Annotated in this window: 14 protein-coding genes; 8 read left to right on the top strand and 6 right to left on the bottom strand. The window is 63.9% G+C overall.

Annotated features, from left to right (window positions below; all coding sequences use genetic code 11):
- Window positions 1-33: 33 nt before the first annotated feature.
- From JJC00_RS21650 to JJC00_RS21640, 3 genes are all read right to left on the bottom strand, one after another.
- Window positions 34-909 (bottom strand): ABC transporter substrate-binding protein, encoded by an 876-nt coding sequence (locus JJC00_RS21650; RefSeq protein WP_200467979.1) that lies wholly within the window; start codon window positions 907-909, stop codon window positions 34-36.
- 127 nt (window positions 910-1,036) lie between these two features.
- Window positions 1,037-1,684 carry a glutathione S-transferase family protein gene (locus tag JJC00_RS21645; RefSeq protein ID WP_200467978.1) on the bottom strand — a complete coding sequence of 216 codons (648 nt, stop codon included), beginning with the start codon at window positions 1,682-1,684 and terminating at the stop codon, window positions 1,037-1,039.
- A gap of 99 nt (window positions 1,685-1,783) precedes the next feature.
- Window positions 1,784-2,449: a GntR family transcriptional regulator gene (locus tag JJC00_RS21640; RefSeq protein ID WP_200467977.1), complete on the bottom strand. Its 666-nt coding sequence runs from the start codon at window positions 2,447-2,449 to the stop codon at window positions 1,784-1,786.
- 115 nt (window positions 2,450-2,564) lie between these two features.
- Here JJC00_RS21640 and JJC00_RS21635 point away from each other — a divergent pair, with 115 nt between their 5' ends.
- From JJC00_RS21635 to JJC00_RS21605, 7 genes are all read left to right on the top strand, one after another.
- Window positions 2,565-3,359 carry an enoyl-CoA hydratase/isomerase family protein gene (locus tag JJC00_RS21635; RefSeq protein WP_200467976.1) on the top strand — a complete coding sequence of 265 codons (795 nt, stop codon included), beginning with the start codon at window positions 2,565-2,567 and terminating at the stop codon, window positions 3,357-3,359.
- A 9-nt stretch (window positions 3,360-3,368) separates the two neighbouring features.
- Window positions 3,369-4,628 (top strand): CaiB/BaiF CoA transferase family protein, encoded by a 1,260-nt coding sequence (locus JJC00_RS21630; protein WP_200467975.1) that lies wholly within the window; start codon window positions 3,369-3,371, stop codon window positions 4,626-4,628.
- 54 nt (window positions 4,629-4,682) lie between these two features.
- The gene (locus JJC00_RS21625; protein WP_200467974.1) at window positions 4,683-5,675 is read left to right on the top strand and encodes a Bug family tripartite tricarboxylate transporter substrate binding protein; all 993 of its coding nucleotides are present in this window, start codon (window positions 4,683-4,685) and stop codon (window positions 5,673-5,675) included.
- Window positions 5,676-5,733: 58 nt separating this feature from the next.
- Window positions 5,734-6,216 carry a tripartite tricarboxylate transporter TctB family protein gene (locus JJC00_RS21620; RefSeq protein WP_200467973.1) on the top strand — a complete coding sequence of 161 codons (483 nt, stop codon included), beginning with the start codon at window positions 5,734-5,736 and terminating at the stop codon, window positions 6,214-6,216.
- Window positions 6,217-6,227: 11 nt separating this feature from the next.
- The gene (locus JJC00_RS21615; protein ID WP_200467972.1) at window positions 6,228-7,766 is read left to right on the top strand and encodes a tripartite tricarboxylate transporter permease; all 1,539 of its coding nucleotides are present in this window, start codon (window positions 6,228-6,230) and stop codon (window positions 7,764-7,766) included.
- Window positions 7,763-8,767, top strand: a complete 1,005-nt coding sequence (locus JJC00_RS21610; protein ID WP_200467971.1) for a 4-hydroxythreonine-4-phosphate dehydrogenase PdxA — start codon at window positions 7,763-7,765, stop codon at window positions 8,765-8,767. The genes JJC00_RS21615 and JJC00_RS21610 overlap by 4 nt, the downstream gene beginning before the upstream one ends.
- Window positions 8,768-8,856: 89 nt before the next feature.
- A complete protein-coding gene (locus tag JJC00_RS21605; RefSeq protein ID WP_246773872.1) occupies window positions 8,857-9,867 on the top strand; it encodes a L,D-transpeptidase family protein in 1,011 nt (336 codons plus the stop codon).
- A gap of 30 nt (window positions 9,868-9,897) precedes the next feature.
- Here JJC00_RS21605 and JJC00_RS21600 read toward each other — a convergent pair whose 3' ends face one another.
- From JJC00_RS21600 to JJC00_RS21590, 3 genes are all read right to left on the bottom strand, one after another.
- Window positions 9,898-10,641 carry an SDR family oxidoreductase gene (locus JJC00_RS21600; protein WP_200467970.1) on the bottom strand — a complete coding sequence of 248 codons (744 nt, stop codon included), beginning with the start codon at window positions 10,639-10,641 and terminating at the stop codon, window positions 9,898-9,900.
- A gap of 262 nt (window positions 10,642-10,903) precedes the next feature.
- Complete coding sequence (locus JJC00_RS21595; RefSeq protein ID WP_200467969.1) at window positions 10,904-13,009, bottom strand: adenylate/guanylate cyclase domain-containing protein; 2,106 nt, start codon at window positions 13,007-13,009, stop codon at window positions 10,904-10,906.
- Window positions 13,010-13,030: 21 nt separating this feature from the next.
- Window positions 13,031-14,056 (bottom strand): formylglycine-generating enzyme family protein, encoded by a 1,026-nt coding sequence (locus JJC00_RS21590; protein ID WP_200467968.1) that lies wholly within the window; start codon window positions 14,054-14,056, stop codon window positions 13,031-13,033.
- Window positions 14,057-14,553: 497 nt separating this feature from the next.
- Between JJC00_RS21590 and JJC00_RS21585 the strand changes: the two genes are divergently transcribed.
- Window positions 14,554-15,540: a helix-turn-helix domain-containing protein gene (locus JJC00_RS21585; RefSeq protein WP_200467967.1), complete on the top strand. Its 987-nt coding sequence runs from the start codon at window positions 14,554-14,556 to the stop codon at window positions 15,538-15,540.
- Window positions 15,541-15,583: the final 43 nt, after the last annotated feature.

Raw genomic sequence — 15,583 nt, 5'->3', positions numbered from 1 at the left:
GCTAGTATCGGCGGGGAGTGACAACATCATCGCCTAGATTTGACCGAACGCGACTGTCGCCTTGTCGTAGCTGCCGTCGCCCATCGTGCCGGACTCAAAGATGCCGTGCTTTTCGATCCAGTCGAACGACTGCTCGTAGACCTCGCGCGAATAGGGTTCGAACACGATCCGCTCGCCCGGCCCCCAGCGCCTGGTATCCATGGCGGCGTGAAAGCGGTCCGGAAATTCGTTCTTGTAATAGCGGGTGAAAAGCTCCGGACGCAGGTCGATGTCGCGCTGGGCCTTCTTCAAGGCGCGGAAGTAGCGCTTGACATCGTCGGGCGCCGGATCGCCATTGATCATCGACGCGATCATGAAGGTCGTGTCGATGATCTTGCGATAGCCGAGCTGCTCGGCGAAATAATAGGGGCCGTTGAACAGCGAGGCCGCCTCGCTCTTGCCTTCGAACAGCAGCTCCATCCGGCGGAACAGCATGCCGTCCTCGAAGGTGAGGTTGATCTGGCCGGGCGCCAGATACGGCTCGAGCGCCTGGATCGTCGAATAATGACTGCCTGACTGGAAGCCGACCGAGATCGGCACGCCGGCGAGATTGGCAGGCGTGCGGATCTTCGAATTGGCCGGAACGAAGATGCCCGAAGGTGCGATCGAGTAGACGTCGGCGTAGAGCTTGGCGTGGCCGTTCGAGGCGGCGACATTGACGGTCCAGTGGCAGGCGCAGCTGACGTCGGCCTTGCGGCCCTTCTCGATGCTCTGGAAGGCGCCTTCATTGACCTTGTTGTGGTGCTGGCCCTCGGTCGAGCGGATCAGCTCGCGAAACTCGTAGTCGAGCCCCTCGTCGCGGAAGTAGCCCTTCTCCTCGGCCACCCATTCCTGCAGACGGAAGTGCGACTCGATCACGAATTTGGTCATGGCGTCCTCCGGGTCGGCGTGGCCGTTCGGCCGTTCGATTGACCGCAGGATAGCAAACGGCGAAGCTCAATCCATGGCCAAAAGGGAATGTTTCGCAGGCCACTTGGCGCCAAAGAAGCGATGATGGTCACCCCAGGGCAGGCGGCAATCGCGGCGTTGTCGCGACGAACGCGGATCTGTTGGAGAGTTCCGACCACCATTCGCTGAGCCTGGGGTACTTCTGAAGAAGCGCTCTGGCTTCGTCGGCCAGCACAAAGTAGCCGATCATCGGCGCCAGATGGATGTCAGCCAGCGACAGTTGATTGCCGCAAAGATATTGCTGATCGCCGGCGATTGTCTCCAGCGCCGCGAGCACCCGCGGCGCTGCTGCAAGGCCTCTTCGAAACTCGCTCTCGTCCGCCTCGAGTCTCATGAGCGGCCTGAATACCCCGTGAGAGAAGACTTGCCTCACCAGAGGCCAGTACGCGTAGCTGTCCGCAATCGACATGATCTGACTGCAACGTGCCCGTTCTCTCGGTCCCGCCGGCTGAAGCCGGGGGCCGTCGAATGCTTCATCGACATAGCGCGTGATCGCGCCCGTTTCGTAAAGGGCGAACCCGGCGTGAAGCAGCGTCGGCACGCGCTTGAAGGGGTGCGTCGCAAGGTAGCTCGCAGGGAGATCCTCCGCGAAAGGATTTACCTCTACCCAATTGTACCCCACGCCCTTTTCATGGAGCGCCAGTCGGGCGATCCAGGAATAGACGCTGTATTGATAGCCATGCAGCTCGATTGCCATGCACCGCGGTCCTGTCCTGCCACGGCCAGATTGCCCGATCTCTGCTGGTTTACAAGCCGGCCGCGACCTCTGGTGAAGGGCTACGACAATGTTTGTCGCTCACGCAATCCGCAGCGCGAGGTCGCTCCCTTCCGTTTCGGCAAAACCAGCCTGCAAAACCTCTTCGCGCTTGTGGCGCAGATGGGCGCGCAAAATGTGGGAGAGGCCGGCGCCGTCGCGGCGCTGGAGCGCATTCAGGATGGCTTCGTGCTCGCTAACGGCGAGCGCCCAGCGCTGCGGGGTCATCGGCGTGACGTAGCGCGCGCGGCGGATGCGCGCGGTCACGGATGCATAGAGTCCCGTGAGCACGGGATTGCCGGCCGCATTGACGATTCCCTCGTGGATGGCGCGATTGCCGCGATAGTACTGGATCAAATCGCCCTCGCGATAATGCCGCACCATCTCCGCATGCGCGGCGGCTATCGCGCCGATCTCGGCGTCGGTGATGCGCTCGCAGGCGAGCTCGCCGGCGAGAGCTTCGAGACCCTGGCAGACCTCGAACAGGTCACGCATGTCCTTGTCGGTCAGCTTTGCTGCGCGCGAGCCGCGGTGGGGCAGGAGCTGCACCAGGCCCTCGGCAGCGAGCACCTTGAGCGCTTCACGCAGCGGCGTGCGCGAGATGTCGAGCCGCTCGCACAGCTCGCGCTCGGGAATCCGCGCGCCCGGCGGGATCTCGCCGTCGAGCAGAATGTCGCGGATGCGGCCGACGACCTCCTCATGCAGCATGGGATATCTCTAGTTTGAATGCAAAAATGGTCAAATAGACGAAAGTTCGGCAATTATATCTTGAAACTCCCAAATTTTGCATTCAAAAATGCAAAAAACGGTGAGGATCGAGGAAATGGACCGGGCCTTAGAGGCGGACGACCTCGTTTTTGAATGCAGGGACGGCATCGGGCGGATCACCTTCAACCGCCCGCAGGCGCGCAACGCCTTCACGTTTGCCATGTACGAGCGGCTCGCCGCCATTTGCGGGCAGGCCAACGATGAACGGTCGATCAAGGTGCTGGTGCTGCGCGGGGCCGGCGACAAGGCCTTTGCGTCGGGCACCGACATCAACCAGTTCCGCGAATTCAAGACGCCGCAGGACTCCATCGACTACGAGAATCGGATCGACCGGGTGCTGACCACGCTCGAGCAGTGCCGCGTGCCGACGATTGCTGCGATCAACGGCTTCTGCACCGGCGGCGGGGCGGGCATCGCCGCTGCTTGCGATTTGCGCATCGGCACCCGCAGCACAAAAATCGGCTTTCCTATCGCCCGCACGCTCGGCAATTGCCTGTCGATGTCCAATGTCGGCCGTCTCACCGCTCTGATCGGGGCGGCGCGCGTCAAGGACCTGATCTTCACCGCGCGCCTTGTCGATGCCGCCGAGGCCGCAGGAATCGGGCTGCTCGGCGAGGTCGTCGACGATCTCACAGCGCTCGACAAGCGCGCCGACGAGGTCGCGCGCCTCGTCGCCGGTCACGCGCCGCTGACGCTGAACGCGACCAAGCAGGCGGTGGCCCGCCTGCAACGGCGGCTGTCGCGGGACGAGGGCGAAGACCTCATCCTGATGTGTTACACGAGCCAGGATTTTCGCGAAGGGCTCGATGCTTTCCTCAACAAGCGCGCCCCGCAGTGGCGCGGTCAATAGGACGCCCCGATGCAAAGCGATCGATCGCACTCCGCTTCACAACGCTCGGGGCCGCTCGCCGGCCTCAAGGTCATCGATCTCACCCACGTGATGGCGGGTCCGACATGCACCCTGATGCTCGCCGACATGGGCGCCGACGTCATCAAGATCGAGAAATGGCCGAACGGCGACGACACCCGTCACTCGGTGCCGCCCAAGATCGGCGACGAGGCCGCCTCGTTCCTGATGATGAACCGCAACAAGCGCGGCATCGTGGTGGATCTGAAGACCGATGGCGGCAAGAAGGTTTTGCGGCGACTGATCGCGGACGCCGACGTGCTGGTCGAGAATTTTGCGCCGGGCGCGATGGAGCGTCTCGGCTTTGGTTATGAAGAACTGCACAACAAGTTTCCGGCGCTGATCTATTGCTCGCTGTCGGGCTTCGGTCGCACCGGTCCCTACAAGGACCGCAGGGGTTTTGACCTCGTCGCGCAGGCCATGAGCGGCATCATGAGCTTTACGGGCGAACGTCCGGACGGCCCGCCCGTGAAGTGCGGTCCGCCGCTGTCGGATATCACCGCCGGCTTGCTTGCAAGCATGGGCATCCTCGCCGCCTACACGCATCGCCTCAAGACCGGGGAGGGGCAGTGGGTCGAGACCTCGCTCTACGAGGCGGCGCTGGTGCAGACCTATTGGCAGTCGACCATCGCGCTCGCCGCCGGCACGGCGCCGCGCGCGATGGGCTCGGCCCATCCGCTCAACGCGCCGTACCAGGCGTTTGAGGCCTCCGACGGTTGGCTGGTGGTCGGCGGCGCCAACAAGAAGCACTGGCTGTTGATGCTGGAAGCGCTCGGCGCGAGCGAGCTCGCCGCCGATCCGCGCTTCGTCACCGGCGCCGACCGCATGGCGAATCTGAAGGAGCTGGAAGCCGTCCTGAGCGAACGCTTCCGCACCCAGACGCGCGCGCATTGGCTCGCGGCACTCGACGAGAAGGGCGTGCCGTGCGGCCCCGTGCACGACATGCTGGAGGCGCTCAGCGATCCGCAGACGCTGGCGCGCGAGATGGTCGTCGAGGTCGAGCATTCCACGCTCGGCCCGGTCAAAACGATCGGGCTGCCGGTCAAGTTCTCGGAGACTCCGGGCAAGGTCGTGTCGGGTGCGCCCGTCTATGGCGAGCATACGCGCGAAGTGCTGGCCGAGCACGGGTTCGACCAGAAGCAAATCGAAGCGCTCGAACAAGAAGGCGCTATCGTCTCGGCGTCCAGGGAACGCAGGGAACGCGTCGCCTGAACGGACGTCGAGACGACTGATCAAACAAAACAGAAAAATCAGCTGGAGGAAATCATGCGTGGGACGTCTCTATTTTGGTTGTCCGTCAGTGCGGCCATGCTCGCAGGCAACGCGCCGGCGCTCGCGGCCTGGCAGCCGCAGAAGCCGATCGAGTTCGTGGCGACCGCTGGCCCCGGCGGCGGTACCGACAATATCGCCCGCGCGGTGCAGAACATCATCACCAAGTACAAGCTGACGGACCAGCCGATCGTCGTCGTCAACAAGGGCGGCGGCAGCGGCGCCGAAGGCTATGTCTACGGCAAGGCCTCCGCCGGCGATCCCTATAAGGTGATCTTCGGCACCTCGAACGCCTGGCAGCAGCCGCTCGTCTCCAAGGTCGCCTTCAACTACACCGACCTCACCCCGATCGCGGCGATGGCGCAGGACGAGTTCCTGCTCTGGGTCAAGCAGGATGCGCCCTACAAGACTGCGGGCGACTATTTGAAGGCAGCCGCTGCCGGCGAGTTCAAGATGGGCGGCGCGCAGTCCAAGGACACCGACGAGGTCCTGACCCGCATGATCGAGAAGGTCGGCCACGTCAAGCTGACCTACATCCCCTTCAAGAGCGGCGCGGAAACTGCCGTGCAGCTTGCCGGCGGGCACCTCGATTCCCACGTCAACAATCCCAGCGAAAGCATCGGGCAGTGGCGCGGCGGCACGCAGCGCCCGCTGTGTGTCTTCAGTCCGAAGCGGCTGCCGCAAGGCGCCAAGGTCACGGCGACCGAGGGCTGGGGCGACGTGCCGACCTGTGCCGAACAGGGCCTCGACATCAAGCAATATGAGCAGCCGCGCACGGTCTGGCTGCCCGGCAAGGTCACGCCGGAGCAGGCCGCCTACTATGTCGACCTCATGAAGAAGGTGCAGGCCACGCCCGAGTGGAAGGACTACATCGAGAAGAGCTCGCAGATCGACACGTTCCTCACCGGTGCGGACTTCGACAAGTTCATCAAGCAGGATCTTGAGCACGTCAAACAGGTCGCGGGCGAGCAGGGCTGGCTGGTCAAGTGAGCCGGCGCGCCCCCGCGCAAGTGATGTGCCGTTGTCCGCTGCTCGACCGGAGCCTTCGATGATATCGCGACGCGCCCTTGAACTTGCGACGGCCATCCTCACCGGCAGTTTCGGTGCCGCGGTGGTGGTCCAGAGTCTGGACAACGGCATCGGCTGGTCGAGCGCGGGCGTCGATGCCGGCACATTCCCGTTCCTGACCGGAATCATCATCGTCGCTGGCAGCCTCTACAATCTGGCGCGCGGCGTCGTGCCGGCCGCGACGCTGGCGAGCGTTCCGATCGCGATCACGTCCATCGAGCTGCGGCGGCTGGCGGGCCTGTTCGTGCCGGCCGCGATCTTCGTCGCCGCCATCCCGCTGCTCGGGATGTATCTGGCGTCCGCCGGATACGTCTTTGCGGTGCTCGCGATCCCCCGGCATCAATCGGTGGCGCGCGCGCTGGTGATGGCGATGGCGACGGCGATAGCGCTCTATGTCGTGTTCGAGCGCATGTTCCAGGTCAGCCTGCCGCACGGCGCGCTTGCCGCCGCGCTCGGATTCTAGGGGAGCGGGCGATGGATAATCTCCAAGAACTCCTGCACGGCTTCACCATCGCGGTCACCGTGCCGCATCTGGCTCTGATGGCCGTTGGCGTGCTGCTCGGCATTCTCGTCGGCGTGCTGCCGGGGCTGGGCGCGCCCAACGGCGTGTCGCTATTGCTGCCGCTGACCTTCGGCATGCAGCCGGTGTCGGCGATCATCCTGCTCTCCAGCATGTATTGGGGCGCGCTGTTCGGCGGCTCCGTCACCTCGATCCTGTTCAATATTCCAGGCGAGCCGTCTTCGGTCGCCACCACCTTCGACGGCTATCCGATGGCGCGCGACGGCCGGCCGACCACCGCGCTCGCCACCGCCTTCGGCTCGGCGGCGTTCGGCGCACTGGTCGGCGTCATCCTGATCACCTTCCTTGCGTCATGGGTGGCGCAGGTCGCGCTTGCCTTCGGGCCCGCGGAATATTTTGCGGTCTATTTCCTGGCTTTTGCCAGCTTCGTCGGCATGGGCGGCGCGGCGCCGATCAAGACCGTGGTGGCGCTGGCGATCGGCTTTGCGATCGCCGCCATCGGCATCGACACGGTTTCCGGCAGCGTCCGCCTCACCATGGGCATCGACGAGCTGGTCAAGGGCGTGAATTTCGTCGTCGCGGTGATGGGCCTGTTCGGCATCGGCGAGCTGCTGGTTGCGGTCGAGGAGGAATTTCATGCCCGCGCCGTCTCCTCGAAGATCGACTGGCTAGAGGTCTTTCGTGCGGTCGGCCGCCTGCCGCGCCACGGCGTCGCGCTGCTGCGGAGCGCCGCGATCGGCTGCTGGATGGGGATCACGCCGGGCGGCCCGACCGCCGCGTCCTTCATGAGCTACGGCATCGCCCGCCGCTTCTCGCGCCGCGGCCGCTATTTCGGCACGGGCGAGGTCGAAGGCATCATCTCGCCCGAGACCGCCGATCATGCCGCCGGCACCAGCGCGCTGCTGCCGATGCTCTCGCTCGGTATTCCCGGCTCGGCGACCGCAGCGGTCATGATGGGCGGGCTGATGATCTGGGGGCTCAACCCGGGACCGATGCTGTTCGTCGACCAGAAGGACTTTGTCTGGGGCCTCATTGCCTCGATGTATGTCGGCAACATCGTCGCGGTCGCGCTGGTGCTGCTGACCGTGCCGGTCTTCGCCGCCTTGATGCGGATTCCGTTCGTCATCATCGCGCCGCTGATCGTGATCATCTGCGTCGTCGGCGCCTATTCCGTGTCGAACTCCTATCTCGACGTGGTGATGATGCTCGGCTTCGGCATCGTCGGCTATCTCTTCAAGAAGTTGTTCTATCCGCTGGCGCCGCTGGTGCTCGCGATCGTCATCGGCGACAAGGCCGAGGATGCGTTCCGGCAGTCGATGCTGATGTCCAGGGGATCCCTCGGCATCTTCTTTGCCAACAAGCTGGTGACGTGCCTGGTGGTGGCCGGCATCGCGCTGTTGCTGCTTCCGCTGTTATTGCAGCTCGCGCGGCCCTTTCGCAAGCCAGCATCTCCAGCCACTGAGACGACAGCCCGGGAAAAGGTTATCATATGACTGCAAAGCCGCTCATTGCGCTGGCGATGGGAGACCCCGCCGGCATCAGTCCGGAGCTGACGGCCAAGCTCGTGGCGCTCGACGAGATCCGTGCCCGGGCCCGCCTCGTCGTGATCGGTGACCGCCGCATCTTCGACGAGGGTGCACGCGTCGCCGGCATTACGCCGGAGCTGGCGACGGTGAAGCAGGGCGCCGACTTTCGTGCGGCGAAAGGCGATGCGCTGTTCGTCGACCTCGGCCATCTCGATCCCAAGGACGTCCAGCCGAAGACTGCGACCTTGGCCGGCGGGAAATTCGCGCTGACGAATTACCGCCACGCGCTCGAGCTCGCCCGCGACGGCCGCGTCGATGCCGTCTGCTTCACGCCGTTCAACAAGCAGGCGATGCGGTATGCCCGCGCCGACTATGACGACGAGATCGCGTTCTCCGCGGAGGTGGCCGGCCTCAAGACGCCGGCCAGCGAATTCAATGTGCTGGGAGAGCTCTGGAATGCGCGGGTCACTTCGCACATTCCGCTGAGGGATGTCGCCGCAAAGCTGTCCGGCGAACGAATCCAGCGAGCGCTCACGCTGACCGATGCCTGCATGCGCAATGCCGGCTTCGCGCGGCCGCGGATCGCAGTGGCAGGCCTCAACCCGCACGCCGGCGACGGCGGTAATTTTGGCCGGGAGGAGATCGATATCATCGCGCCAGTGGTCGCGGCAGGCCAGCGCGATGGCATCGTCGTGGAGGGCCCGTTTCCCGCCGACACCGTGTTCCTGCGCGCGAAGGCCGGCGCCTTCGATGCGGTGCTGACGATGTATCACGACCAGGGCCAGATCGCGATGAAGCTGATGGGGTTCGATCGCGGCGTGACCCTGCTCGGTGGCTTCCCGTTTCCGATCTGCACGCCCGCGCACGGCACCGCCTACGACATCGCAGGGCAGGGCGTCGCATCGACCGGCGCCAGCCGCGCCGCAGTGCTGCTTGCGGCGGAGATGGCCGGGCGACGGGGCGGCTGACGGGACGCCGCACTTCAGGAAAAACTGGAAACTTCCGCTGCGGAGCCGAGTTGCCACTCCGACGAACGTCTCCACGTCGGAGCTGGAACATGGCCGAGCACGTGCCACGCGCGGCAGTGAGAATCGCCTTCGCCGTCACGCTCTTCGCATTGACGGCCGCACCAGCGCTCGCCGCGGGGATGGACGCGGCCGCGATCGCTTCCGCCGAGCCTTCGAAGAAGACCCTCTCGAACGAGAAACCGACCGCGGCGGGCGCGCGTCTGCAAGTCCTGCTGGACAGGGCCCACTTCTCGCCGGGCGAGATCGACGGCAAATTCGGGGAGAACGCAAAGAAGGCGCTGCGCGCCTATGCGGAAGCACGGCAATTGCCGAGCTCGGATGAGCTGACGGAGGATGTCTGGAAGGCTCTGCAGGCGGACAGCCGGCCGCCGACGGGGACCTATACCATCACCGACAAGGACGTCGCAGGCCCGTTCCTGCACAAGCTTCCAGCCAGGATGGAGGATATGAAGGACATTCCTAAACTCAGCTACACCAGCGCGCGCGAAGCGCTGGCCGAGAAGTTTCACATGAGCGAGCAGCTGCTGGCGGCGCTCAATCCGGGACGCCATTTCGATCACGCCGGCGAGACTATCGCCGTCGTTGATACCAGCGACGGCGGAAGCGCTGCGCCTGCCAAGGCCGACAGGGTGGAGATCGACAAGACGCGGCAGACCGTAAAGCTGTTCGACAAGTCGAATGCGCTGATCGGGTTCTATCCGGCGAGCGTCGGAAGCGAGGAGAAGCCGTCACCTTCCGGTACGCTGAAGGTCACCGAGATCGATCCAAATCCGACCTACCGCTACAATCCCGCCTATCACTTCAAGGGCATTCATTCCCGACGACCCTTCAAGATCAGGCCCGGTCCGAACAATCCGGTCGGCACGGTGTGGATCAACCTGTCTGCCGATGGCTACGGCATCCATGGCACGCCGTCGCCGCAAAATATCTCCAAGGGACAATCGCATGGCTGCGTGCGTCTGACGAATTGGGACGCCGAACGGGTCGCTGCCAGCGTCGCGAAAGGCACGCCGGTCGCCTTCGTGGAGGGCGGCGGATGATGCCGGTCGCGAATGCCGGAAGACAGATCCTCAGACGCCCGTAAGCCATGCTGCGAGCGGCGTCTTCCCGAGCCGCGCCTCGCCGAGCGGGATCAGTGACGCATCGTCAATGGGGGCGCCGTAATACCGCGCCGTACGGTCTCCCATCACAGGGCGGCTGTCGCCAGCCGCCTTCGCGCGGCGCGCCACGAACTCGTTGAAGGGAGCCTTCTCAGGACCAGCGAGATCGATCGTGCCGTTCAGCGGTCGCCCTGTGACGACCTCCGCGAGGCAATCGACCACGTCGTCGGAGGCGATCGGCTGAAACAGTGCCGATGGGACGACGATCTTGCCGTCAGTCGCACCCGCTTCGCCGATGGCGCCGAGAAATTCGAAGAACTGGGTGGCACGCACGATCGAGTAGGGGACAGAAGAGCCCTTGACGACCGTCTCCTGCGCGAGCTTGGCACGGAAATAGGCGATGTCGGGCGAGCGGTCGGTCCCCACGATCGACAGCGCGACATGATGCTTGACGCCGGCATTGGCCTCGGCAGCGACGAGGTTCTTGCTCGACCGCTCGAAGAATTCGAGCACGGCGGCAGGCTCCCATGATGGTGAATTGGCGACGTCGACGACGACATCCGCGCCAGTGAGCACTGTGGTGAGGCCTTCCCCCGTCACGGCATTCACGCCGGACTTCGGCGAGGCCGCGATGGCCTCATGATCCTGTTGCTTGAGCTTCGCCACGAGCTTGGATCCGATCAACCCGGTCCCGCCGATCACGACAATCTTCATGTATGTCTCCTCAAATTTTCGGAACGTGAGTTGACCAAATCCAGGGGACGCTCACGCTCTCACGCTGGTAAACGTGATGCGAGATGCATCTTAACAGAGTTGCTGGGCACACTCTTGCCTGTAACCGGCCAGACTTGCCGGAAATTGCTCAGGAGACGTGCATTCCGAGAAAAATTGGTAAGGGAGCATTCCCTTTGGCTCGACGGAATGATCGTCCCGCCAGTTTCCTGCAGCCAAGGTGATCTCTATCCAACTGCTGGGCTCATGCCGCAGCTCCCGTATTCCGGGCCGCCACGCGAAAACGCCGGGCATGAAACTCCGCGATGCCGTCCTTGGGATAGTCGTGCAGGAAGCCGGAGAGCCGGACCAGGGTGGTGTCGGCCATGCCGTCCTGGGCGATCGCCGCAAAGACCTCGTCCCAGCGTTGGCACATAATAATTTCGGCCTCATTGGCCAACGCCAGCTCGCCACGCAGCTCGCAGACCTCAATCGGCTCGGCAAATCCCTTCGGCGTGATGCTGTCGACGCTGCGGAACAGGAATGCATCGCCGACACGCGCGCGCACGGCGGCGCTGACCAGCACGCGCGTGCCGTAATTCTTGTTGAGGCCCTCGAGCCGCGACGCCAGGTTCACGGTGGCGCCGAGTGCGGTGTAGTTCATCCGGTCGCTGGAGCCGACGTTGCCGATCACGGCGTCGCCGACATGCAAACCGTAGCGCGTCTCGTAAGGCGGCCAGCCCTCGCGCCGAAACGCCTTGTTGAGTGCATTGTTTGCCGCGAGACATGCCAGCACGGCGCGGCAGGCGTTGAGGGTGTGATCAGGATCGTCCGCGGGTGCATTCCAGAGCGCCATCACGGCGTCGCCGATATATTTGTCCACCGTGCCTTGGTGCCGCATGATCTCGCCCGAGAGTGCCGCGAAATAGCGCGAGGTGAAGATCATCACCTGCGACGGATCGGCCCGCTCGGTTTTGGCGGTGAAGTCGGCGACATCGGTGAACAGCACCGTGACCTCGCGCCTGCTGCCGCCGAGACGGAGCGACGAGCCGGTCTCGATCAGTTGCCGCACGATCGGGCGCGGAATGAAGCTCGCAAAGCTGCGGACCACGCTGCGCATGGCGAAGACAGAGCGGCCGAGCTCCTCGATCTCGGCAATCGCGGAATGAATGCGCGGCCGTTCCGCGATGTCGAAGCGCTGGATCGCGTCGGTCTCTTCGACCAGCTTTCGTAGCGGCTCCGCCATCCGTGACCCCAGCCAGAACGCGAACGGCAGCGTGGCGCCGACGAAGGCGAGCGCCAGCGCGAACAGCGTGCGGCGCTCGTTGATGATCCGGGCGTAGAATTCGTCGAGCGGCGCGACGATCGCGAGCCGTATATTGGCCGAGCCGGCCGTATCGAGCCGGTGGACCGCCGCGATATAGGTCCGGCCCGCGGAATCGTCGAAGAACTGCTGCGCCGGCCCACTGTTGCGCCAGGAGCGGATGATCGGGGCCAGCGCGGGCAGCTTGAGCGCGCCGATTTGAGGCAGGTCGTTCTGCCGCTCCGGGATCTCCGCCATCAGGCGGGTCATCTCGGGATGGCCGACGATCCGCTCGGCATCGTTGAACAGGAACGCGAGCCCTGATTGCCCGAGCCTCTGCTCCGCCAGCATGTCCTCGAATCGGTTCAGCAGCACGTCGCCGGCGACGACGCCGCGGCGGCCTTCTTTCAGCGGCGTCCGCAGCGTGTAGCCGGGCTCGCCCGTGGCGTAGAACACGTAAGGTCCGGTCAGCAGCGTCTTGTCGTTCTTGAACGCCTCGACATACCAGGGCCGCTGGCGCGGGTCATAGCCGGCGGATCCCGCGACTTCCGCAACCTGGATCAGGTTCTCCGACAAATATTTCGTGACCGGCGCGCTGCCGGCCGTGCGCGAGATCACGACCAGCCGGAACGCTGCATCCTGATCGACCTTCAGCCCCGCCCGGAACGCCGGCCTGGCGCGGTCGATCACGTCCATCTCGATGAACGAGCCGTCCTCATAGCCGACATAGAGATTGAAGAGCTGCGAATTGTTGCGCAGCATCGCCGCCATCACGCTGTAGAGCCGCGCGTTGTCGACGATGTCGGCTTCCTGGATCGAGGGCAAGCCGGACAGGATGTCGAGATTGTCGCGCACAGTCTTGAACCGCTCGTCGACGTGATCCGCACCCAACTGCGCCACTTTCTCGATGAAGCCTCTGGCCGCCGTCCTGGTGATCACAGTCACGCGCGCGAAGCTGAGATAGACCAGGGTCAGGCCAACAAGCAGCACCACGCCCACGAACACCGTGATGATCGATGTCTGGAAGCCGATGCGAAATTGCCGCTTGCTGCTTGTCTCTCCGGTCATCGGAGCTGCGTGACGCCTCCGTCAGTCCTTTCGAGCGATGGGTTCAGATCCTTCTTGTTCGCGGTGAATGACGAGCGGCATGCGTACGACGCAGCGGAAGCCGACATCGCTGGTCGAGGTGTCGACCGGCTCGGCATGGCGCGCGGCTGGGCGATAGCGGCGACAGTAATTGGGCGCACAGAGATGCGAGCCGCCCTTCAGGACCTTGCGGGACATCCTGATGTCGGGGAGACGAGGGTCGTAGCTCGCGTCCTCGTGGCCGCCGCGGGGATTTTGCGGAATGCAGCAGGGTTTTGCAGCTTCTGCCGTGTGTTTGGCCGACCACCAATCGGCGGTCCATTCCCAGACATTGCCGATCATGTCGTGGAGGCCGTAACCGTTCGGCGGAAAGGCCATGACCGGCGAGGTACGCTCATACCCATCCTCGCCGAGATTCTGGACGGGGAAGTTGCCCTGCCAGATATTGGCCATGTGCTTGCCGCCGGGCATCAGCGCGTCACCCCAGGCGAACTCCTCAGCCTCGAGGCCGCCGCGCGCGGCGAATTCCCATTCGGCTTCGGTCGGCAGGTCCTTGCCGGCCCAGCGGGCATAGGCCGCCGCATCGCTATAAGAGACGTGCACGACCGGATGGTCGTCGAGACCCCTGATGTTGCTGCTAGGCCCGTAAGGGTGGCGCCAATTGGCGCCGCGCATGAAGGACCACCACTGGCTCCAGTCGGTGAGATCGGTGATGCGCGGCAGTGGCGAGAACACCAGCGATCCCGCGTACAGCATCTCCTTCAGCGCGCCGGGATAGTCTTTCGGGTCCGGAACGATCTGCGCTTCAGTGACATGGCCGGTGTCGTTGACGAATTGCTTGAACTGCCGATTGGTGACCGGCGTGCGATCGATCCAAAAGCCATCGACGGCGACGCGATGGCTGGGTGCCTCCTCGGGATAGTGATGGTCGGATCCCATGCGAAACGTTCCGCCGGGAATGAAGACCATTTCGCCGGTCTTCACATCATCCGGCAACCACTCGCAGTGATCCAGATCCGCCCGCAACATAGTGGAAACTCCGCGACGCGTACTCCACCCGGCACTACAGCGCGGACTTTAGCAGATTTCGACGGCATATTGCCCGGTACGTTGGACGCATTGTCTGGTCCCCCTCTTTTTTGGCGCTCGAAGATTTTGACGCGGCATTGCGTCAACATCTCTTTCCTTTGCGCGCACGTTTTCGAGCACGCGACAGACCTTGCCGCGTGCGCTCTGGCATCCGCAGAGCGCATTTGATTGATATCGCTGAGGTTGCAAACGGTATCCGAAGATTGACTGGCTGTGATGTGCAGTTTGTGCCAGTACCCACGGGCGGCCCGTGAGACTTAACGCCCCATGTCGCAAATCCCTCAAAGTATAGCGCGGGGCAGCAGATTTTGCCTGCCGGATTTCGATAGCTATTGCCTCAAAACGCGAAGTTCGTTTGTCCCACCCACCTCGCGTTGTAGTGGTATTTTACCGCTGCTTGCCGCAGAATTGTCGCGCTTCAGTAACAGTGTATAGCCATGGGGCAATTCCTTCTGGTTGAGTCGCGCAAGCTGGACGGTTTCGAAGGACTTCATCAGGCCGTCCACGGCTCGCATGTCGACGTGATGCAGCTCGGCCGCGGCCGGCTGCGCGGGACATTGTCTCACGTTGGCATCGGCGATTTCTCGCTCAGCATCGGCACGTTCAACGTCGGCATGCGCACGCAGCGCGTCTCCAGCGACGACAAGCTGATTGTCGGAATGCTGCTGGCGGCCGAAGATCGCGTTGCCCACTGGTCGTTCGACATGCAGCTCAACGACGTGCTCGTGATCCCGCCATTGCTCGAGCATGACGGCGTTTTCCACGGAGCCTCGGCTTACGCCGCGATGCGCTTGGATCTCAGCGAAGTCCCCTCGCTGTTTGGCGGCGCGGCGCAGCTGAGCGACCCCGACACCTGGCGCAGCCGCGGCCATTTCCGGGCAGATCTCGAAACCGGCGCGATCGCCACGCGCCGCCTGGTCCGGATCATGTCGCATCTGCGCACACGCAATGGCAGCCTGACGCCGTCGACCGCCGATTTCTGGAAGCGATCGATCGTTGAATGCATGGCGGCCAACGTGATGTCGTCGCTGCCGCCCGACGACTCCGGCTGGCTGCCTTCAGCGCGGCGTCTGATCCGCAGGGTCGAGGAGTATCTCGACGAGGTCGGCACGCGCCCGGTGCATGTGTCGGAGATTTGCGCGGCACTCGGCGTATCGCGGCGTACTTTGCACCGTGCCTTTCAAGAAGTGTTCAGCCTCGGCCCGGTCAGCTTCCTCCGGCACAAGCGGCTGTGTGCGGTTCATTCCATCCTGCGCGACAGCGCGCCCGGTTCGACGACCGTGGCAGCCGTCGCCATGCAGCAGGGGTTCTACGAGCTCGGCCGGTTCTCGCAATATTATCTTGCGATGTTCGGAGAGCGACCGTCGCAGACGCTTGGAGCTGCAACAGTGCAGCAGGCCGGGGAGGGTATCGCCAGAGCCTAGCGCTGTGGGCCGGGGCTTGCGAACGACGCCATCATCACAGAAT

This window comes from Bradyrhizobium diazoefficiens, assembly GCF_016616885.1.
In the GTDB taxonomy this organism is placed as follows: domain Bacteria; phylum Pseudomonadota; class Alphaproteobacteria; order Rhizobiales; family Xanthobacteraceae; genus Bradyrhizobium; species Bradyrhizobium diazoefficiens_F.
This window is presented reverse-complemented; position numbering and strand designations above follow the sequence as displayed.